Here is a 20,422-nt window from a genome sequence, read left to right on the forward strand (position 1 = left end):
GGCGGCTGGGAGGATGGACCGTGTGGACACGCACGACCACCAGCACCTGCCCGACGGCGGCCGCGGCCGGCTGACCGCCGCGTTCGGCATCACGGCCGCGGTCCTGGTCGCGCAGGTCGTCGGCGCGCTGCTGACGGGCAGCCTCGCGCTGCTCGTGGACACGGTGCACCTGCTGACCGACGCCGCCGGTCTCGCGATGGCCCTGTTCGCGGCCCGCCTGGCGCAGCGTCCGCCGTCGGCCCGCCGTACCTGGGGCTACCGGCGGGCGGAGGTGATCGCCGCGCTCGCCCAGGCGGGCGTGCTGCTGGTCGTGGGCGTGTACGTCCTCGTGGAGGGCGTGCTGCGGCTCGTGTCGCCACCCGAGGTGCCCGGCCCCGAGCTCGTCGTCTTCGGTCTGGTCGGCCTGGCCGGGAACGTCGCGGCGATGGCCGTCCTGGCCGGGCGCCGGACGGCGAACCTGAACCTGCGCGCCGCGTTCCTGGAGGTCGTGAACGACGCGCTGGGCTCGCTCGCGGTCGTCGTCGCGGCCCTGGTCATCACGTTCACGGGCTGGCAGCGGGCCGACGTCGTGGCGGGGCTGCTGATCGGCGCGCTGATCCTCCCGCGGGCCCTGCGGCTGCTGCGCGAGACCGTCTCGGTGCTCCTGGAGTCCTCCCCGCCCGGGCTGGACCTCGACGAGGTGCGCGCCCACCTGCTGGAGCTCGACCACGTGGAGGACGTGCACGACATGCACGCGTCGCTGATCGCCACCGGCCTGCCCGTGCTCAGCGCCCACGTGGTGGTCCGCACCGACTGCTTCACCGACGGGCACGCGGCCCGCATCCTGGACCAGCTCCAGGAGTGCGTGGCGCAGCACTTCGACATCGCGGTGGAGCACTCCACGTTCCAGGTCGAGCCGCACACGCACGTCGCCCACGAGCACCCGCAGCACGCCTGAGCGGCCGCCGGGCCCGCACCCGACGGGCGGCACGGGACGGACCCGCCTACCGGACCGTCGTCGGGTTCCGGATCGCCGCCTCGACCCGCGCGAGGACGGCACGGGACCGGTCCAGCTCGGCCCGGTAGCGCTCCGGCAGGTCGGCGGCGAGCCGACGGCGCATCTCCACCGCCTCCCGCGCGAGGCCGAGGGCCGCCACGTTGTCCCCCGCGGCGCTCAGCGCACTGGCGAGGTTGGAGAGCGTGAGCGCCAGGTCCGGCCGGTGCTTGTCGGGGTTCTCCACGGCGAGCTGGCGCCGCATCGCGACCGCCTCGCGCATGGGCCGCAGCGCCTCGGTCGGCTTGTCCAGGTCGAGCAGCGTGGCCCCCAGGTTCGCCAGCGCCTCCGCGAGGCCGGTGCGGTACTTCTCCGGCTCGTCCAGCACGAGCCGGCGCAGCATGTCCACCGCCTCCTGCGTGGGCCGCAGCGCCTCCTCGAACCGGCCCAGGTCGGCGTACCGCACACCCAGGTTGGACAGCGACTGCGCGAGGTACTTCAGCGACCGGGCGTTCCGGCGCGCGAGACCCCGGCGGATGCCCACGGCCTCCTCCTCGAGCAGCACGGCCTCGTCGTACCGGCCGCGCCGGGCGTAGGTGACGCCCAGGTTGGACAGCGAGTGCGCCAGGTAGTGCAGGTACCGCGCGGGGTGCTCACGGGCGAGCTCGCGCCGGATCTCCAGCGCCTCCCGCTCCAGCCGGAGCGACTCGTCGGCGCGGCCCGTGGTCGAGTACAGGGCGCCGAGCGCGGACAGCGCGCCGGACAGGTCCGCGCGCGTGCCCCGCGCGTTCTCCTCGGCGAGGCGCCGCTGGATCTGGAGCGCCTCGACCAGCACGGAGCCCGCCTCCTCGTATCGCCCGAGCGCCTCCAGGGTGGTGCCGAGCTGGCCGAGCGACCACGCCAGCTCCCCCAGGTGCTCGGGCCGGGCCGCGGCCAGCCGCCGCCGGATCGCCACGGCCTCCGCGTTCGCGGGCAAGGCGTCCTCGGGACGGCCGCTCTCCGTGAGGGCCTCGAAGTTGCCCAGCACGGCGGCGACACGGGGCTCGTACTGCACGGGGTCGCCCTCGGCGAGCCGACGGTAGATGTCCAGCGACGCGCGCTGCGTGGCCTCGATCTCGCCGGTCCGGCCCAGCTCCGTGTAGGACACGCCGGCGTTCTGCAGGGCCCGCGCGTGCTCCGCATCGGCCCACGGGGCGTCCCCCGGCCCGAGCCCGGCGCACAGGGTGATGACCTCCTCCTGGGCGGTGAGCGCGTCGGCGTGCCGGCCCACCGCCCAATAGCCCATGCCGAGGTTGTTCAGCGCGGTGCACAGCGGCGGGCGGTAGCGCTGCTCGTCCGTCCGGGCGAGGCCGCGCCACAGCCCCACCGCCTCCTGCAGCACGGGCACCGCGGCGGCCGGCTCGCCCTCGGCGACGAGCACCACGCCGAGGTCGGTCAGAGCCTCGCCCTGCGTGGCATCGTCGCCCACCACCCGCGCGAGCTCGGCGACGCGGTGCGTGAGGCGGTCCAGCACGGGCACCGCCAGCGGGCCCGACGAGCGCGGCAGCCGGCGCGTCACCCGCATGAGGCCGGCCAGGTCCGCCGGCCCCTCGTCCGGCAGGGCGGACGCCGCCGCCGCGATCAGCTCCCCGGGGACGTCCCGGCCCGTCGCCGGCCGGTCCAGGCTCATCGCCGTGGCGAACGCCAGCACGCCGAAGGCCTCCTGCCGCTCGAGGTCGCGCGTGCACGCCTCGATCAGCCGCTCCTGCTCCGCCAGCACGCGGGAGACGAGCAGCTCCGCCAGGCGCGGGACCGCGGGGACGTGCGCGCGGACCCAGGCGACGGCCTCCGCCGTCCGCCCGTCGTCCGGCTCCACGTTCGCGCGCCGCAGGGCGGCGCGCACGCCTGCTTCCGAGGTGTCCCCCACCAGCAGGGTGGTGGCCAGGGCCGCCTCGGCCGTCCCGCCCGGTCCCGCGACGAGCCCGGCCGCCGCGGCCGACGCCGCCCATCCGGCCCGCTCGTGCTCCAGCACGGCCTCGAGCCCGCGGGCCGGGTCGACGACCACCGGCGGTTGCTCGCCGGCGTCCGGATCCTGTGGCGCCAGCACCGCCGCCAGCGCGGCCGCCTGCAGGTCGAGGGCGCGCGGCCGGTGGTCCGGCGTGAGCTCGAACGAGACCTCGGGCACCGGCCGGTCCAGCGCCCGCGCGAAGCGCGTCACCGCCGTGCCCAGCAGCACGCGGTCGTCCTCCGAGCGGTCCACCTCCAGGCCGAGCGCGGGATCCGGCCCCACCTCCACCGTCCGGTCGAGCGCCGGCGCCAGCGCCATCTGCGTGACCGACGGCGTGCGCCCCGCCCACAGCGTGCTGGTCCACCGCTGCCGCCGCCACCACTGGCCGCCGGTGCGGGCAGTGCACAGGATGCGCAGCCGGCCGCGGGTCCGATTCTCCGCGACGGCGTCGAGCATCGCGGGCAGGTCGAGGCGGTGCCCGGCGTCGTCCACCACCAGCAGGACCCGGCGCGCCGCGGCGACCGCGGCCACCGCCGCCACCTCCTCGCCGGGCGGTACGTGGACCACGGTCCAGCCCGTGCGGCGCATCCGCCGGCCGAGCTCGAGCGCCAGGCGGGTCTTGCCGACGCCGCCGAGCCCGCACATCAGGCGGAGCGCGACGGGTTCCCGGGACCGCACCCAGGCGCGCAGGTCGGCGAGCTCCCGCCCGCGGCCCGTGAACGGCACGACCTCCCGCTCGGGAGCGAGGAGGGCCGCCGCGCTCGTCTCGCGCACCACCGGGCTCCGCACCTCGTCGGGTCCGGGTCGGCTCATGAGCAGCCATCCAACAGCACTCCCGCGTTCCTGACCAGCGCACCTGTGATACGCCGCGGCGCTGCCTCAGGCGGCGGCGTCGCAGGTCACAGCGTTGGGCAGGAGTCCGCATCGGTCCGGTCCACCGCATCCCGAAAAGAGCGTGCCCCTCCTGTGCCCCCGAAACGTGTGCCCCCGGGACACAGCGACGGCCCGCCGCCCCCGGAGGGGCGACGGGCCGTCGGTGATCAGCTCAGGTCAGTTGCCCGTGAGCTTCTCGCGAAGCGCGGCGAGCGCCTCGTCCGAAGCCAGCGTGCCACCGGCCTCCTCGACCGGAGCCGAGGAGTAGCTGGTGCTGCCGCCACCGGCCGGAGCGGCCGGGGCCTCGGACGACGCCTCGGTGTCCGCGGTGAGCGCCTCGGCGACCTGCTTGCGGTGCGCGGTCCAGCGCTCGTGCGCCTTGGCGTACTCCGCCTCCCACGACTCGCGCTGGGTCTCGAAGCCCTCGAGCCACTCGTTGGTCTCCGGGTCGAAGCCCTCCGGGTACTTGTAGTTCCCGGCCTCGTCGTACTCGGCGGCCATGCCGTACAGCGCGGGGTCGAAGTCCTCGGACTCCGGGTCCACGCCCTCGTTGGCCTGCTTGAGCGACAGCGAGATGCGGCGACGCTCCAGGTCGATGTCGATGACCTTGACGAACACCTCGGCACCGACGGTGACGACCTGCTCCGGCAGCTCGACGTGGCGCACGGCCAGCTCCGAGATGTGGACCAGGCCCTCGATGCCGTCCTCGACGCGCACGAACGCACCGAACGGAACCAGCTTGGTGACCTTACCCGGCACGACCTGACCGATGGCGTGCGTACGGGCGAAGGTCTGCCACGGGTCCTCCTGCGTCGCCTTCAGCGACAGGGAGACACGCTCGCGGTCGAAGTCGACGTCGAGCACCTCGACGGTGACCTCCTGGCCCACCTCGACGACCTCCGACGGGTGGTCGATGTGCTTCCAGGACAGCTCGGAGACGTGCACCAGACCGTCGACGCCGCCGAGGTCCACGAACGCACCGAAGTTGACGATCGAGGAGACGACACCCGGGCGCACCTGGCCCTTCTGCAGGGTCTGCAGGAAGGTCGAGCGAACCTCGGACTGCGTCTGCTCGAGCCAGGCACGGCGCGAGAGCACGACGTTGTTGCGGTTCTTGTCGAGCTCGATGATCTTGGCCTCGATCTCCTTGCCGACGTACGGCTGGAGGTCGCGGACACGACGCATCTCCACGAGGGAGGCGGGGAGGAAGCCGCGCAGGCCGATGTCGAGGATGAGGCCACCCTTGACGACCTCGATGACGGTGCCGGTGACGACGCCGTCCTCCTCCTTGATCTTCTCGATCGTGCCCCAGGCGCGCTCGTACTGTGCGCGCTTCTTGGACAGGATCAGACGGCCTTCCTTGTCCTCCTTCTGGAGGACCAGGGCCTCGACGGCGTCGCCGACGGCGACAACCTCGCCAGGGTCGACGTCGTGCTTGATCGAGAGCTCCCGGGACGGGATGACACCCTCGGTCTTGTAGCCGATGTCGAGAAGGACCTCGTCACGGTCCACCTTGACGATCGTGCCTTCGACGATGTCACCATCGTTGAAGTACTTGATGGTGGCGTCGATGGCAGCAAGGAAGTCCTCCTCGGTGCCGATGTCGTTGACGGCAACCTGGGGTGCGGACTTCGCAGGGGTGGAGATGGTCATTGAGTTCGATGCTCCGATGCGGACATGGCGTAGTACGGACAGGGTCTGTTTGAGCTCTGCTTGTGCGGTGCTCGTGAGGTGCCGGTAGGTCGCCGGAAGGCGCACGGCACCGCCAGTCATCCTAGTGGCGCGGCAGCACCCTGGTCAACGCGAGCCAGGGTGGCGCGAGCCGCACGGATCCGGTCCCCGACGCTCAGAGCGCGAGCTCCAGATCCTTGCCCGGGATGGCGTCCAGCAGCGCCCGGGTGTAGTCGGTGGCCGGCGAGTCGAAGACCGCGTCGACGGTGCCCTCCTCGACCACGCGACCCTGCTGCATGACAAGCACGCGGTCCGCGATCTGCCGCACGACGGCGAGGTCGTGCGTGATGAAGAGGTAGGTCAGCCCCAGCTCCTCCTGCAGGCCGGCGAGCAGCTGCAGGATCTGGGCCTGGACCACGACGTCGAGCGCCGAGACCGCCTCGTCGCACACCACGAGCTCGGGCGACAGCGCCAGCGCGCGGGCGATCGCCACTCGCTGCCGCTGGCCACCGGACAGCTCGGAGGGGAACCGCCGCAGCTGGCCCTTGCTGAGCGCCACCTGCTCGGCGAGCTCCTCCACGCGGGCGCGACGAGCCGCGGCGTCGCCGTAGTCGTGCGCGCGCAGCGGCTCCTCGATCGCCCGGAACACCGAGTAGAGCGGGTCCAGCGAGGAGTACGGGTCCTGGAACACGGGCTGCACCCGGCGCCGGTAGGCGATCTGCTCCTTGTGCTTCCCGGCGCCCACGAGCCCGCCGTCGAACGTGATGGAACCCGTGGTGGGCTTCTCGATGTCGAGGATCATCCGGGCCAGGGTCGACTTGCCCGAGCCGGACTCCCCCACCACGGCCACGGTGGAGCCGCGCGGGATGTCGAAGCTCACGCCGTCGACGGCGGTGAAGTCCTTGCTGCGGGACAGCAGGCCGCCGCCGCGGATCGTGAAGACCTTGCTCACGTCCTTGACGGAGACGAGCACGTCAGCCTCGGCCGCGCCGTCGGCGACCGCCTCCTCGCCGGGGGCGAGGAGCGCGTCGTCCAGCACGTCCTCCAGGCCGCGCTCCCGCGCGATCTCGATGCGGCGCGAGGCGAGCGACGGGGCCGCCGCCATGAGGCGCTTGGTGTAGTCGTGCTGCGGCGACGTGAGGACCTGGCGGGCCGGGCCCTGCTCCACGATCTCGCCGTGGTACATGACCACCACGATGTCGGCACGCTCGGCCGCGAGGCCGAGGTCGTGCGTGATGAGCAGCACCGCGGTGCCGAGCTCCTCGGTCAGGCCGGAGAGCTGGTCCAGGATGCCGCGCTGCACGGTCACGTCGAGGGCCGATGTCGGCTCGTCGGCGACGAGCAGGGCCGGACGGCCCGACAGGCCCATGGCGATGAGCGCCCGCTGGCGCATGCCGCCGGAGAACTCGTGCGGGTACTGGCCCGCGCGGCGGGCGGCGTCGGGCAGGCCCACCTCGTCGAGCAGCTCGACGGTGCGGGCGCGCGCGTCGCGGCGCGTCCGCAGGCCGTTGTCGATCAGGCCCTCGTCGATCTGCTGCCCGATCCGCAGGATCGGGTTGAGGTTGGTCATCGGGTCCTGCGGCACCAGGCCGAGCTCGGTGCCCCGCAGCTGCGCCATGCGCTGCGCGCTGATGTGGCCCAGGTCCTCGTCCTTGAACCAGATGTGGCCCTCGGCGACGGAGCCGTTGCTGGCCAGCAGGCCCAGTACCGCCATGGCGAGCGTGGTCTTGCCCGAGCCGGACTCCCCCACGATCGCGACGGTCTGGCCGCGCCGGACGGTCAGGTTGGCGTTCGCCACGGCGCGGGCGGGGCCGCCCTCGGTCCGGAAGTCGACGCTCAGGTTCTCGACCCGCAGCACGACGTCCTCGGCGGGGGCGTCCACGGGAGCGTCCGCCGGGGCGTCCACCGGGGCGTCGGCCGTGTTGTCAGCGATGTCGGTCATCGTCGGGTCCTGTTCCGGGGGTCGAGGGCCTCGCGCAGGCTCTCGCCCACGAGGGTGAAGCCGAGGGCCGTGATGGCGATGCAGATACCGGGCAGGATCGCCAGGCGCGGGGCGACCGCGAGCTCCTGCTGCGCGGCCGTCAGCATGCGTCCCCACTCCGCGGTGGACGGCTCGCCGCCGCCCAGCCCCAGGAAGGAGAGCGCCGCGGCCTCGATCACTGCCGTGGCCAGGGTCAGCGTCGCCTGCACGATGACCGGGCCGACGCTGTTGGGCAGCACGTGGCTCATGGTCACCGAACGCCTGCTGAGGCCCAGCGCGGAGGCGGCCAGCACATAGTCCTGACCACGCTGCGCGAGCATCGAGCCGCGCAGCAGGCGGGCGAAGATCGGGATCTGCACCACACCGATGGCGATGATCACCGACATCGAGGACTGGCCGGCGATCGCCGCGATCGACACCGCCAGGAGCAGGGAGGGCACCGACAGCATGAGGTCCACCAGGCGCATCGCGCCGAAGTCGACCCACTTGCCGAACCAGCCGGCGAGCAGGCCCAGGAGCATGCCGCCGACGAGGCCGAACAGCGTGGACAGCACGCCGACCAGGAGCGAGGCCTGCGCGCCCCAGATCAGCTTGCTCAGCACGTCACCGCCGTAGCGGTCCAGGCCGAGCGGGTACTCGGCCGACGGCCCGGGAATCATGGTGGGCCGCACCTCGGCGCGGCCCGGCAGCTCGTCGGGTCCGTACGGGGCGAGCACCGGCGCGAGGATCGCCACCAGGACGAAGATCGCGACGATGACGAAGCCCGCGATCGCGACGGGGTTCTTGCGCAGCGTGCGCCAGGCACGCGCCCAGACGCCCTCGCCGGCGTGGTCGGCGCCGCCGGGGCCGTCGCCGTGGATGCTCTGGTGGAGCGGCGCGGCGGCCGCGCCGTCGGTCACAGGAAGCTCGTTGGCGCTCACTGCTGCCTCCTCAGCCGGGGGTCGATCAGCCCGTACGACACGTCGACGAGCAGGTTCACGAGGGCGTACACGATCGCGATCATCAGGACGAAGCCCTGCATGACCGGGTAGTCGGCGTTGAAGACGGCCTCGGCGAGGAACGAGCCGATGCCGCTGAACGCGAACACCGTCTCGGTCAGCACCGCACCCGAGAGCAGCAGGCCGACCTGCAGGCCGATGGTCGTCAGGACCGGCAGCATCGAGTTGCGCACGATGTGGTCCCCGCGCAGCCGGGCGGACTTGATCCCCTTGGCGCGGGCGGTGCGGACGTAGTCGGCGTTCTGCACCTCGGACACGGCGGCGCGCGTCATGCGGGCCACGATCGCGAGCGGGATGGTGCCGAGCGCGATGCCCGGCAGGATCAGGTGCACCAGCGCGTCCCACGCCGCGTCCCACTCACCCGTGAGCAGGCCGTCCAGCACGTAGAAGTTCGTCGGGTGCGTCGCGATCATCGTGGGGTCCTGCCTGCCCGTGGAGGGGAACCAGCCCAGCTCCACGGCGAAGACGTACTTCAGGATGAAGGCGAGGAAGAACACCGGCACCGTGACGCCGATCAGCGACACGACCACCGACGAGTGGTCGAGGAACGAGCCGGCGCGACGGGCCGCGACGTAGCCCAGCGGTATGCCGATGCCGATCGCGATGATCAGGGCCACGACCGTCAGCTCGATCGTCGCCGGGAACCGCGTCAGGAACTCGTCGAGCACCGGACGGCCGGTCCGGGTGGAGACGCCGAAATCTCCCTGCAGCAGCCGGGACAGGTACTTGAAGTACTGGACGTGTACCGGCTGGTCGAACCCGTACAGGGTGTTGATCCGAGCGACGGCCTCGGGCGTGGCCCGCTCTCCCAGCAGGGCGGTGGCGGGGCCGCCGGGCAGCGCCCGGACCCACGCGAACAACAGCACCGACAGCCCTAGCAGCAGCGGTATCAGGAGCAGCAGCCGCTGCACGATGAGGCGGAGCATACCTATCCTCGTGAAGTTCCTCGAATGGCACGGACAGCGGTCGGGGCGCGGCAGGCGCCGCGCCCCGACCTGAGCAATTCACCCTAAGGCGTGATGCGCCCTAGGTATGTCATCAGGTTCTGGTCACTCCGTGAACGTGATGACGTTGTAGACCTCGTCCTGCACCGGCGAGACCGGGTAGCCCTGGACCTGCTCGGTGAACGCGAGCGAGGGCACGGGGCTGGCCAGCGGCACGCCGGGCAGGAACTCCATCACGGCCTCGTTCGCGGCCTTGTAGAGGTCCTCCTGCTCGTCGATCGGGGCGTAGCGGGCGTCGCCGAGGCTCTTGAAGAGCGCCTCGTCGTTGAAGCCCCACTCCGCCGACTCGGCGCCGAAGAAGGTGCCGATGAAGTTGTAGGTGTCGTTGTAGTCACCCGTCCAGCCCAGCAGGTGCAGCCCGTGCTTGTCGCTGCCCTGGATGGTGTCGAGGTAGGTGGGGCTCCACGGCTCCGGGGTCGCCGTCACCGTGATGCCGACCTCCTCGAGGTCGGCCGAGATGGCCTCGTAGATCGCCGCGGCGTCCGGCATGTACGGGCGCGAGACGTCGGTCGGGTAGTTGAACTCGATCTCGAGGTTCTCCTGCCCGGCCTCCTTGAGGAGCTCCTTGGCCTTCTCCTGGTCGAACTCGTACGTGGCGACGTCGTCGCTGTAGCCCGAGACGATCGAGGGGACGAACTGCGTGGCGACCTCGGTGCCCTCGGGGAGCGCGGCGGCGACCAGCGCCTCCTTGTCGATCGCGTGGGCGATCGCCTGGCGCACCAGCGGGTCGTCCAGCGGCTTCTGCTTCTGGTTCATGCCCAGGTACAGGATGTTGAACGGGTCACGGTTCAGGACCTGGTAACCGGCACCCTTGAGGGCGTCGACGTCGGCCGGGGCGACCAGGTCGTAGCCGTCGATGTCGCCGGCCTCGAGCGCCTGGCGGCGCGCGGTGCCCTCGGCGATCACGGTGAAGACGATGTTCTTGACGTCACCGAACTCGCCCCAGTAGTCGTCGAACGCGCTGAGCGTGATCGACTCGCCGGCCTTCCACTCACCGAACGTGTACGGGCCGGTGCCCACCGGGTGACCGGTCGCGTACTCGGAGAGCTCGGGTGCGTCCTCGGCGCCACCGACCTCGTCGGCACCGAACTCCTCCAGCGCCGTGGGCGACTGCATGGAGAACGACGGCAGCGACAGTGCCGGGATCAGCTCGGGCAGCGGGCTCTTCAGCGTCACGACAGCGGTCGCGGCGTCGGACGCCTCGCACGAGTCGTACTTGCCGTTCTCGCCCTGCCCGCCGAACACGTGCGTGTAGTAGTAGGACAGCGACTCGGACGCGGCCAGGCCGGTCCAGTTGGCCCACCGGTCGAAGTTGAAGCACACGGCCTCGGCGTCGAAGTCCGTGTCGTCGTGGAACTTGACACCTTCCTTCAGGTGGAAGGTGTACTCGAGGCCGTCCTCGCTGATGTCCCAGCTCTCGGCCAGCAGCGGTGCGGGGTCGGCCGTACCCGGCTCGACCCCGACGAGGCCCTCGAAGATCTGGCGCGCGACCCGGAACGACTCGCCGTCACTGGCGAAGGCCGGGTCGAGCGAGCCCGGGTCGGCAGAGGCGGCGAACACGAACGTATCCTTGCCGCTGGCCTCGCCGCTGCCCTCGCCATCCCGCTCGCTCGCGACACAACCACTCAGCGCGACTGCGGCCGCGGTCACCAGGGTGACGCCGCCCGCAAGGCGCGTAGCGCGTCGACGCATGGCACTCTCCTTCCTCGAGCGCATCGGCAGGCCCGGGTTCGGGCACGACGACGCGCAGACGTTTGCGCCTGACCTTAGGAGCCCTTTCGTTGCTTCCGTATTTCGCTACGGCACTCGCAATCCAATCGTGACCCTTTTGTTACCGCTATGAATGTGGTAGTTGGCCCGGGCTTCACCGGTGCGTGCGGGCGCGCGCCGAACGGGGATGATGGCACCGTGACCTCTGACGAGCCGGTGTCCTTCGGCTACCGCGACCTGCCCGACGACCGCGGCGTCGCCCGGAGCTGGTGGGACGCCAACGCGGGTGAGTACCTCGACGAGCACCGCGACTTCCTCGGCGACGCCGGGTTCCGCTGGGGCCCGGAGGGCCTGACCGAGGCGGAGGCGGGCCTGCTGGGCGACGTCGCCGGGCGGGACGTGCTGGAGGTCGGGGCCGGGGCCGCGCACTGCTCGCGCTGGCTCGCGTCCCGCGGCGCGCGGGCGGTCGCCACCGACTTCTCGGCGGGGATGCTCGCGGGGGCGGTGCGGCTTGACGCCGCGACCGGCGTCGTCGTGCCGCGGGTGCAGGCCGACGCGCGGGCGCTGCCGTTCGCGGACGGCTCGTTCGACGTCGTCTTCACGTCGTTCGGCGCTCTGCCCTTCGTGCCCGACCCCGTCCGGGTGCACCGCGAGGCGGCCCGCGTGCTGCGCCCCGGTGGCCGCTGGGTGTTCTCGGTGACCCACCCCCTGCGCTGGGCGTTCCCGGACGACCCGAGCCTGCACGGCCTCACGGCGAACCGGTCGTACTTCGACCGCCGCCCCTACGTGGAGGCCGACGCCGCCGGGCGGGTCGTGTACGCGGAGTACCACCGCACCGTCGGCGACCACGTGCGTGACGTGGTCGCCGCCGGGCTGCGCCTGGTCGACCTGGTCGAGCCGGAGTGGCCGGACTGGAACGACCAGGTCTGGGGCGGCTGGGGCCCGGAGCGCGGCCGCTACCTCCCGGGCACGGCGGTCTTCGTGACGACCCGCCCGTAGAGCCCGCTAGTGGCCCGCCTCGTGCCAGGTGGCGCCCGTGCCGACCGAGACGTCCAGCGGCACGTTGAGCTCGAACGCCGCGCCCATCTCGGTACGCAGCACCTCCTCGGCCACGTCCCGCTCCCCGGGCGACACCTCGAGCACGAGCTCGTCGTGCACCTGCAGCAGCAGGCGTGAGGCGAGACCGCGCTCGTCGAGCGCGCGCTGCACGCGGAGCATCGCGAGCTTGATGATGTCGGCCGCGCTGCCCTGGATGGGCGCGTTGAGCGCCATGCGCTCCGCCATCTGCCGGCGCTGCCGGTTGTCGCTCGTCAGGTCGGGCAGGTAGCGGCGCCGGCCGAGGATCGTGGCGGTGTAGCCCGTCGCGCGGGCCTCCTCGACCACGCCGGACAGGTAGTCCCGCACGCCGCCGAACCGCTCGAAGTAGTCGTCCATCAGCGTCTGCGCCTCGCTCGTGGCGATGTTCAGCTGCTGCGACAGGCCGAACGCGCTCAGGCCGTAGGCCAGGCCGTACGACATGGCCTTGATCTTGGAGCGCATCTCGGGGGTCACGGCGCCGGGGTCGACCTCGAACACGCGCGAGCCCACGTAGCGGTGCAGGTCCTCCCCCGAGTTGAACGCCGCGATCAGGCCCTCGTCGCCCGACAGGTGCGCCATGATCCGCATCTCGATCTGGCTGTAGTCGGCCGTCAGCAGGGACTCGTAGCCCTCGCCCACCCGGAACGCCCGGCGGATCTGCCGGCCCGCCTCGGTGCGGATCGGGATGTTCTGCAGGTTCGGGTCCGTCGAGCTCAGGCGGCCCGTGGCGGCGATCGTCTGCTGGAACGTCGTGTGGATCCGCCCGTCCGGGGCCACGGACTTGAGCAGCCCCTCGACCGTGACCCGGAGGCGGGAGACATCGCGGTGCGCCAGCAGGTGCGCCAGGAACGGGTGCTCCGTCTTGACGAACAGGTCCTGCAGGCTCGCCGCGTCGGTGGTGTAGCCGGTCTTGATCTTCTTGGTCTTGGGCATGCCGAGCTGGTCGAACAGGACCTCCTGCAGCTGCTTGGGGCTGCCGAGGTTCACCTCGCGGTCGATCACGGCGTAGGCGTCGGCCGCGGCGTCGGCCACCCCCTGGGCGAACTGCTTCTCCAGGCCCGTCAGGTACTCGGTGTCCGCCGCGATGCCGATGCGCTCCATCCGGGCGAGCACCCCCGACAGCGGCAGCTCGACGTCGTCCAGCAGGTGCGTGGCCCCGCGGTCGGCGAGCTCGCCCTCCAGGGCGGTCGCGAGGTCGGCGACGCCCTGGGCGCGCACCGCCTCCGCCTGGCCCTCGGTGTCGCCCTCCAGCGACAGGTCCAGCGCGCCCTGCGCGCCCTCGGGCTCGACGACCTTGAGCTCCCGGCCCAGGTGCCGTACGGCGAGGTCACCCAGGTCGTAGCCACGCTGGTCGGGATAGCAGAGGTAGGCCGCGAGCTCGGTGTCGAACACGACGCCGTCGAGCTCCATGCCGCGCGCCGCGAGCATGTGCGCCGCGGCCTTCGCCCCGTGCAGCACCTTGGGCGCGTCGGCGTCGGCGAGCCAGGCCGCGAGCGCCTTCTCGTCGTCGGGCCCGAGCTGCGTGAGGTCGAGGTAGGCGGCCTCGCCGCCGGGCTGCGCCACGGCGACGGCCCAGGCGTCGCCGCCGCCGGGCGTGGTCTTGCCGGACACCTCGACGCCCACGCGCCCGGTGCGGGCGGCGAGCCAGGCGCCGAGGGCGCCCGGGTCGACGTCGGCCAGGTCGAGCTCGACGGACGCGCCGGCGGGCGCCTCCTCCTCGGCCGCGCCCGCGGGGTCGACGGCGAGCAGGCGGTCGCGGAGCTGGCCGAACTGCAGCGTGTCGGAGACGAGGTGCACGGCCTCGCGGTCGAAGCCCTCCAGGGCGAGGTCGGTCACGGCGAGCGGCAGCTCGACGTCGGTCAGGAGGGCGTTCAGCTCGCGGTTGACCCGCACCTGGTCGAGGTGCGCGCGCAGGTTCTCCCCCGCCTTGCCCTTGACCTCGTCGGCGGCGTCCAGCAGCGCGGCGAGGCCGCCGTGCGCGGTGATCCACTTGGCGGCGGTCTTGGGCCCGACGCCGGGTACGCCCGGCAGGTTGTCGCTGGTCTCGCCCACGAGCGCCGCGAGGTCCGGGTAGCGCTCGGGCGGCACGCCGTACTTCGCCTCGACCGCCTCGGGGTCCATCCGGGCCAGCTCGGACACGCCCTTCTTGGGGTACAGGACGGTGACGTCGCCGTTGACGAGCTGCAGCGTGTCGCGGTCGCCCGAGCAGACCAGCACCTCCATGCCCGCGGCCCTGGCCTGCGTGGACAGGGTCGCCAGGATGTCGTCGGCCTCGATGCCGGCGAGCTCGATCGAGCTGATCCGGAGGGTGTCGAGCACCTCCTTGATCAGGGGCACCTGTCCCTTGAACGCGTCCGGCGTGGCGTCGCGTGTGCCCTTGTAGTCGGGGAAGCGCTCCGTGCGGAACGTGACCCGGCCCGCGTCGAACGCCACCGCCATGTGGGTGGGCTGCTCGTCGCGGAGCAGGTTCGTCAGCATCGACGTGAAGCCGTAGACGGCGTTGGTGATCTGTCCTGAGCTGGTCGCGAGGGTGTCGGGCAGCGCGTAGAACGCCCGATAGGCCATGGAGTGGCCGTCGATCAGCAGGAGACGGGGGCGGCCTGAGGACGGCGTACCCGGAGTACGGCTTGGCGCGGTGGAGGTCACGCCTGACAACATAGCTCGCATGACTGACACGAGCGCTTCCGCGACGCCCTCCGACGCGGGTTCCGACGCCGGTTCCGGCACCGGCTCCGGCACCGAGATCGACTGGAAGGGCATGTACGCCGGTGCGGACACCGCGGGCACGCTGTTCGAGCGCATGGAGATGGAGCTCCTGGAGCTCGCCCCGGACCGCGCCGTCGGGCGCATCCCGGTGAAGGGCAACACCCAGCCCGCGGGCCTGCTGCACGGGGGTGCCTCCGTGGTGCTCGCCGAGACCCTCGGCTCGCTCGCCGCGCAGGCGCACGCCGGACCGGGCAAGAAGACGGTGGGCATCGAGGTGAGCGCCACGCACCACCGGGGCGCGCGCGAGGGCTACGTCACGGGGACGGCGACGGCGATCCACCTGGGCCGGTCGACGGCGTCCTACGAGATCGTGATCACCGACGACGCCGGCAAGCGGGTGTGCACGGCACGCCTCACCTGCATGATCCTCGGGTGAGTGCGCCCGGGCCGGGCTGGCTCAGCCGGCCTTCGCCGGGTGGCGGCGCGACGGTGCGCCGCCACCCACCGCGCGCATGTCGATCGGCCCGGACTCCATGACGGAGCGGGCACGACGGCGGCGGGCGATGAGGTCCTCGATGCCGCCGCGGGCGAACCGCCGGCCGTGCGCGCCGTCGCGAGCCGTGGCCTCGGCGGCGAGACGGCGCTGCAGCGCGGCGACGGACGCCACGCGGTGCCCCGCGGCCGGGGCGAACCCGAGCCGGGCGAGGAAGCGCTGGACGCCCCGGTTGCCGGGCACGGGCGCGGAGTAGATGTCGTGGCACTCGTGCTCGGCCGCGAGGTCGGCGGCGGCGCGCAGCAGCGCGTGCCCCACACCGTGGCGGCGGGCCTGCGGCGCGACGAACAGCATGTCCAGGTAGAGGCTGGCGCTCTCCGCGAAGAGGTACGCCGCCACGACCCGGCCGAGGACGACACCGACGACCTGGCCGTCCTGCTCCGCGACCAGCACGTGGCCGCCCGCCGCCAGCAGCACGCTGAGATGCTCCAGCAGCCGGTCGGCCTCCTGGGCGCCGAGCTGGGCCCCGGTGGGCGAGTCGTCGCGCGCGGTGGCGGCCAGCGCCGCCACGGCGGGCAGGTCGGCCTCGCGCGCGAGGTGGATGTCCAGCACGGTGCGCACGCTCATCTCCTCCCGGGTGTCCGAGGCCCGGACGTCACGTCCGGCTCCGCGCAGACACTAGTCCCGACCGGGCGGGCAGAAAACAGGCAGTCCTGAATTTCACCCGCTCCGGGACGACGGGTCCGGATCGTGCGTTCCACCGCTCGCTCAGGCCCCGACCTGCTCGATGACGGCGTCGGCGACCTCGCGCATCGTGAGGCGGCGGTCCATCGACGTCTTCTGGATCCAGCGGAACGACTCCGGCTCCGACAGGCCCATCTTGGTCATGAGCAGGCCCTTGGCGCGGTCCACCCGCTTGCGGGTCTCGAAGCGCTCGGTCAGGTCGGCGACCTCGGCCTCCAGCGCGCCGATCTGCGAGTACCGCGAGATCGCGATCTCCACGGCGGGCAACAGGTCGGCCGGGGTGAACGGCTTGACCACGTAGGCCATGGCGCCGGCGTCGCGCGCGCGCTCGACGAGCTCCGTCTGCGAGAACGCCGTGAGCAGCACCACGGGTGCGGCGTGGGCCTTGCCGATGCGCTCGGCGGCGGAGATGCCGTCCAGCTCGGGCATCTTGACGTCCATCACGACGACGTCGGGCTTGAGCTCGATGGCCAGGTTGACGGCCGTCTCGCCGTCACCCGCCTCACCCACGACGTCGAAACCCGCCTCGCGCAGGGTCTCCACCACGTCCATGCGGATGAGTGCCTCGTCCTCCGCCACGACGGCGCGACGGGAGGGGTTGGCGGGAGCTGCCTCGGGCTCGGCGTCGACCAGCGGGGGCAGATCCAGGGAAAGCTTCTCGGTGTTCTCGTCGGTCACGAAGGACATCCTACGTTGCGCACCTGGGCTTGGGACCCAGCCCGGCGGTGTGGTTCGATGTGCGCCGGGACATAGTTCGTGTCCTGGCAGGCCGGGTTGGCGGAACAGGCAGACGCGGCGCTCTCAAAAAGCGCTGCCCGCGAGGGCGTGTGGGTTCGAGTCCCACACCCGGCACCAGCAGGCTCAGTGCCCGTGGACGAGCTCCGGCGTCCGGGCCACCTCGTACCGCACGACCTCCAGCCCGAACTCCGCCAGGATCTCGGGCAGCAGCCGCACCACGTCGCGATCCTTCTCCCGGTTCGACTCGGGCAGCTCCGACCACGGCACGCCGATCATCGGGTGCACCCGGGCGGCGTCGTCCCGCACCGGGCCGCTGCGCCAGCCCTGGGCGACCCGCACGGACTCCCACAGCTCGTGCTCGGCCTCGGCGAGCCGGTCGAGCTCGGCGCCGTCGAACACGACGTCCGGGGCGCCGTCGCGCGGCGCGATCGTCGCGCCCATCCGCGACAGGCGCGCGGGCAGCCCGACCACCCAGCCGCGGTTGGACGCCCGCAGGTCGTCCGGCAGGTCCTCCCAGCGCACCATCGCGGGGACCTCGCCCCAGCCGACGCCGCGCTCGAGCTGGTTGCGCAGGTACACGTGGTGCACGGAGCGCGCGATGCGCTCGTACATGTCGGCGTGCGCCCGGGCCTCGGCGCGCTCGACGTCGGCGAGCAGGTCGCGCGTGGTCACGGTCCGCAGCCGGCCGTCCAGGTTGTCGAGCACGCGCGACGCCTCGGTGCCGAACGCACCCGTCAGGCCCGCCAGGCCGTCGAGCAGGAGCACGAGCGACCCGGGGCCGCCGTGCCACAGCCGGGTCGCCGTCAGCGCGACCCGCAGGGACACCCCGTCCGACGCGTGGCACACGTACACGGTGTCCGGGGCGGCGCCGCCCGTGCCGAGCACCGGCACCGCCCGCAGCTCGATCCGCTGGGCCACGGGCGACCAGCGCGCCCGCAGCTCGCCGGCCACGTGGTCGGCGTCGTCCGCCGTCAGGTCCACGACCAGCCGCAGCCCGTCCCCCGCGAGCTCCCACTCCCGGGCCAGCCCCACCACGAGGGCCTTGGCGAACTCGCCCGAGCCGACCACCACCAGGTGGGTCACGAGAGCCGGACCGCCCGGGGCGTCCAGGATGCGCCGCACCTCGCGGACGGCGAGGGCCTGCGCGGCGATCACGTCCAGCGTGAAGAAGTCCACGCCGGGCTCGGCGCAGCTCAGGTGCCGCGCCTGCAGCGCCACACCGAGGTCGGGGTCGCTGACGTGGGCATACAGCCGCTCGGGGCCGCCGCCGGCGCGGCGGACCGCTGCCTCCGCCTCGGCAACGGTGAGCACGTTCGCGGTCGCGTCGGTGGTGTCGTCGCCGCAGGCGTACAGGACGGTCGCGCCGGTCAGGCCGACGCCGGGCAGGCCCGCGGCGTCCGGGGTGCGCAGCACCCGGTGCCCGGCCGCCTCCAGCGCGGCGGTGACGGTGTCGGCGGCGTCGGTCTCCCCGACGACGATCGCGTGGCCGCGGGCGCGCCGCTCCCTGAACCGGCGGATCTCGCCGGTGAACAGGGCGCGCGCCGCCTCGAACAGGGCGTAGACGGCGGTGCCGGGGGCGAGGAACCGCGCGACCTGGAGCTGCCAGGACAGCGGGCCGCCGTCGCTCGCGGGGTCGGCGCCCATCACGAAGAGCTGCAGGTCGTGGTAGACGACGTCGTACCAGGTGCGGCCCGGCACGTGCGTGGTGTCGAGGATCAGGCCCCAGCAGCCGAGGCCGAGCGAGACCACGACGAGGGCGGCGAAGCCGATGCGGGACCAGGGGAAGGAGGCGCGGTTCACGCCCGGAACAATAGCGACATCTCCCCCAACTTGAACCGCGGGAGTGAGAACGACGACGCCGAGTCAGCGTCCTGGTCCGCCTCTTGCCGGGTGACACCCGGGAGCGGTCGGACCAGGACGCTGACTCGGCGTCGTGGTTCTCGTCGTTCTACGTGTGACGTCAGCCCTTGCTGCGGCCGTCCGTGTGCGAGCCGATGCGGTGCACCAGGATCGAGTTGGTCGTACCCGGCACGCCGACCGGCGCACCCGAGACCACCACGACCGTGTCGCCCTTCTCGGCCAGGCCCTGGTCCTGCAGGGTCAGGTCCACCTGGGCGACCATGGCGTCGACCGTGTCGACCTTGGGCACGAGGTACTCGGAGGTACCCCACGTCAGGGCGAGGGTGTTCGCGACGTCCTGCTCCGGGGTGAACGCGAGCAGCGGGATGGACGAGCGCAGGCGGGACATCCGGCGCGCGGAGTCGCCCGACTGCGTGAACGTGACGAGGTACTTGACCCCGAGCGTCTCGCCGATCTCGGCGGCGGCGCGCGTGATGGCGCCACCGCGGGTGTGCGGCGTGGAGCCGAGCGGCGCGATGCGCTCCCGGCCCGCCTCCTCCGTGGCCTCGATGATCCGGGCCATGGTCTGCACCGTGATGATCGGGTAGTCGCCCACCGAGGTCTCGCCCGAGAGCATGACCGCGTCGGCGCCGTCGAGCACCGCGTTGGCGCAGTCGGACGCCTCGGCGCGGGTCGGCGTGGGCGAGGTGGTCATCGACTCGAGCACCTGCGTGGCGACGATGACCGGCTTGGCGTTGCGCCGCGCCATCTCGACGATGCGCTTCTGCACGAGCGGCACCTGCTCCAGCGGCATCTCGACCGCGAGGTCACCACGCGCCACCATGACGCCGTCGAACGCCGCGATGACCTCGGCGAGGTTCTCCACGGCCTGCGGCTTCTCGATCTTGGCGATGACGGGGACCGTGCGGCCCTCCTCCTCCATCACGCGGCGGACGTCCTCGTAGTCCTTGGCGGACCGCACGAACGACAGCGCGATGAAGTCGGCACCGAGCTGGAGCGCCCAGCGCAGGTCCGACTCGTCCTTGTCGGACAGGGCCGGCACGGACACGGCGACGCCGGGCAGGTTGATGCCCTTGTTGTTCGAGACCGGTCCGGGGACCTCGACCTCGGTGACGACGCGCGGGCCGTCGACGGCGGTGACGCGCACGCGCACCTTGCCGTCGTCGATCAGCAGCGGGTCGCCCACCTGGGCGTCCTGGGCCAGACCCTTGTGGGTGGTCGAGACGATCTCACGGTTGCCGAGGATGTCCTCGGTCGTGATGGTGAACGTGTCGCCCTTGTTCAAGAAATGCTTTTCGTCTCCCGCGAACCGGCCGAGCCGGATCTTGGGTCCCTGCAGGTCGACCAGTACGGCGACCGACTTTCCTGCCGCCTTCGCGGCCTCTCGCACGTTGCGGTAAACCGCCGCATGAGCCTCCTGCTCGCCGTGGCTGCGGTTGATCCGCGCCACGTTCATGCCGGCGTCAACGAGCTCCCGGAGTTTTTCCGGGCTCTCCGTGGCGGGTCCGATGGTGCACACGATCTTGGCTCTGCGCATGTCTCCAGCCTAGGCATGGTGGGCGCCTCGGCGCCCTGTGGGGGTGTACAACTCCCGGACGGGTTCTCGG

Annotated in this window: 14 protein-coding genes and 1 tRNA gene; 4 read left to right on the forward strand and 11 right to left on the reverse strand. The window is 72.4% G+C overall.

All coding sequences use genetic code 11. The features are described from left to right. The first annotated feature begins 13 nt into the window (after positions 1–13). Complete coding sequence (locus tag QRN56_RS08235) at positions 14–937, forward strand: cation diffusion facilitator family transporter (RefSeq protein ID WP_285102334.1); 924 nt, start codon at positions 14–16, stop codon at positions 935–937. Between the two features lie 46 nt (positions 938–983). On the opposite strand, the gene QRN56_RS08240 is transcribed toward QRN56_RS08235, so the two are convergent. The 6 genes from QRN56_RS08240 to QRN56_RS08265 all read right to left on the reverse strand — a co-directional run bounded on the left by QRN56_RS08240 (position 984) and on the right by QRN56_RS08265 (position 11,179). Next, positions 984–3,773, reverse strand: coding sequence for a tetratricopeptide repeat protein (locus QRN56_RS08240; RefSeq protein WP_285102335.1), 2,790 nt, complete (start codon positions 3,771–3,773; stop codon positions 984–986). A 237-nt stretch (positions 3,774–4,010) separates the two neighbouring features. After that, positions 4,011–5,486 carry a 30S ribosomal protein S1 gene (gene rpsA, locus QRN56_RS08245; RefSeq protein ID WP_285102336.1) on the reverse strand — a complete coding sequence of 492 codons (1,476 nt, stop codon included), beginning with the start codon at positions 5,484–5,486 and terminating at the stop codon, positions 4,011–4,013. 193 nt (positions 5,487–5,679) lie between these two features. Beyond that, entirely contained in the window at positions 5,680–7,446 is a 1,767-nt protein-coding gene (locus tag QRN56_RS08250; protein WP_285102337.1) for a dipeptide ABC transporter ATP-binding protein, read from the reverse strand. Continuing rightward, entirely contained in the window at positions 7,443–8,405 is a 963-nt protein-coding gene (locus tag QRN56_RS08255) for an ABC transporter permease (protein WP_502928767.1), read from the reverse strand. Before QRN56_RS08255 ends, QRN56_RS08250 begins: the two co-directional genes overlap by 4 nt. Beyond that, the gene (locus QRN56_RS08260; RefSeq protein ID WP_285102338.1) at positions 8,402–9,409 is read right to left on the reverse strand and encodes an ABC transporter permease; all 1,008 of its coding nucleotides are present in this window, start codon (positions 9,407–9,409) and stop codon (positions 8,402–8,404) included. Before QRN56_RS08260 ends, QRN56_RS08255 begins: the two co-directional genes overlap by 4 nt. A gap of 123 nt (positions 9,410–9,532) precedes the next feature. Beyond that, the gene (locus QRN56_RS08265; protein WP_285102339.1) at positions 9,533–11,179 is read right to left on the reverse strand and encodes an ABC transporter substrate-binding protein; all 1,647 of its coding nucleotides are present in this window, start codon (positions 11,177–11,179) and stop codon (positions 9,533–9,535) included. Positions 11,180–11,395: 216 nt separating this feature from the next. On the opposite strand from QRN56_RS08265, the gene QRN56_RS08270 reads away from it, so the two are divergent. After that, positions 11,396–12,196, forward strand: a complete 801-nt coding sequence (locus tag QRN56_RS08270) for a class I SAM-dependent methyltransferase (protein ID WP_285102340.1) — start codon at positions 11,396–11,398, stop codon at positions 12,194–12,196. A 6-nt stretch (positions 12,197–12,202) separates the two neighbouring features. Here the strand turns inward: QRN56_RS08270 and polA are convergent, their stop codons facing one another. Continuing rightward, positions 12,203–14,932 carry a DNA polymerase I gene (gene polA, locus QRN56_RS08275; RefSeq protein WP_502928768.1) on the reverse strand — a complete coding sequence of 910 codons (2,730 nt, stop codon included), beginning with the start codon at positions 14,930–14,932 and terminating at the stop codon, positions 12,203–12,205. A 100-nt stretch (positions 14,933–15,032) separates the two neighbouring features. Here polA and QRN56_RS08280 point away from each other — a divergent pair, with 100 nt between their 5' ends. Continuing rightward, positions 15,033–15,416 carry a PaaI family thioesterase gene (locus QRN56_RS08280; protein WP_285102482.1) on the forward strand — a complete coding sequence of 128 codons (384 nt, stop codon included), beginning with the start codon at positions 15,033–15,035 and terminating at the stop codon, positions 15,414–15,416. Between the two features lie 21 nt (positions 15,417–15,437). Here QRN56_RS08280 and QRN56_RS08285 read toward each other — a convergent pair whose 3' ends face one another. Next, positions 15,438–16,094 (reverse strand): GNAT family N-acetyltransferase, encoded by a 657-nt coding sequence (locus tag QRN56_RS08285; protein WP_285102342.1) that lies wholly within the window; start codon positions 16,092–16,094, stop codon positions 15,438–15,440. Positions 16,095–16,241: 147 nt separating this feature from the next. Continuing rightward, positions 16,242–16,904, reverse strand: a complete 663-nt coding sequence (locus tag QRN56_RS08290; RefSeq protein ID WP_285102343.1) for an ANTAR domain-containing response regulator — start codon at positions 16,902–16,904, stop codon at positions 16,242–16,244. Between the two features lie 81 nt (positions 16,905–16,985). Here QRN56_RS08290 and QRN56_RS08295 point away from each other — a divergent pair. Further along, positions 16,986–17,072: transfer RNA gene (locus QRN56_RS08295), tRNA-Leu, on the forward strand. Between the two features lie 6 nt (positions 17,073–17,078). Here the strand turns inward: QRN56_RS08295 and QRN56_RS08300 are convergent. Together QRN56_RS08300 and pyk are read right to left on the reverse strand one after the other, a co-directional pair. After that, positions 17,079–18,755: a RyR domain-containing protein gene (locus tag QRN56_RS08300; protein WP_285102344.1), complete on the reverse strand. Its 1,677-nt coding sequence runs from the start codon at positions 18,753–18,755 to the stop codon at positions 17,079–17,081. A gap of 160 nt (positions 18,756–18,915) precedes the next feature. Next, positions 18,916–20,352: a pyruvate kinase gene (gene pyk, locus QRN56_RS08305; RefSeq protein ID WP_285102345.1), complete on the reverse strand. Its 1,437-nt coding sequence runs from the start codon at positions 20,350–20,352 to the stop codon at positions 18,916–18,918. Between the last annotated feature and the right edge of the window lie 70 nt (positions 20,353–20,422).

Origin of the sequence: Promicromonospora sp. MEB111 (assembly GCF_030209445.1) — a bacterium.
Lineage (GTDB): Bacteria > Actinomycetota > Actinomycetes > Actinomycetales > Cellulomonadaceae > Promicromonospora.

Bases quoted from the DNA above. Each gene is read 5' to 3' on its own strand.
- QRN56_RS08250 (WP_285102337.1), bottom strand. From the start codon at position 7,446: ATGACCGACATCGCTGACAACACGGCCGACGCCCCGGTGGACGCCCCG.
- rpsA (WP_285102336.1), bottom strand. From the start codon at position 5,486: ATGACCATCTCCACCCCTGCGAAGTCCGCACCCCAGGTTGCCGTCAAC.
- QRN56_RS08235 (WP_285102334.1), top strand. From the start codon at position 14: ATGGACCGTGTGGACACGCACGACCACCAGCACCTGCCCGACGGCGGC.
- polA (WP_502928768.1), bottom strand. From the start codon at position 14,932: ATGTTGTCAGGCGTGACCTCCACCGCGCCAAGCCGTACTCCGGGTACG.
- pyk (WP_285102345.1), bottom strand. From the start codon at position 20,352: ATGCGCAGAGCCAAGATCGTGTGCACCATCGGACCCGCCACGGAGAGC.
- QRN56_RS08290 (WP_285102343.1), bottom strand. From the start codon at position 16,904: ATGTCCTTCGTGACCGACGAGAACACCGAGAAGCTTTCCCTGGATCTG.
- QRN56_RS08260 (WP_285102338.1), bottom strand. From the start codon at position 9,409: ATGCTCCGCCTCATCGTGCAGCGGCTGCTGCTCCTGATACCGCTGCTG.
- QRN56_RS08280 (WP_285102482.1), top strand. From the start codon at position 15,033: ATGTACGCCGGTGCGGACACCGCGGGCACGCTGTTCGAGCGCATGGAG.
- QRN56_RS08240 (WP_285102335.1), bottom strand. From the start codon at position 3,773: ATGAGCCGACCCGGACCCGACGAGGTGCGGAGCCCGGTGGTGCGCGAG.
- QRN56_RS08265 (WP_285102339.1), bottom strand. From the start codon at position 11,179: ATGCGTCGACGCGCTACGCGCCTTGCGGGCGGCGTCACCCTGGTGACC.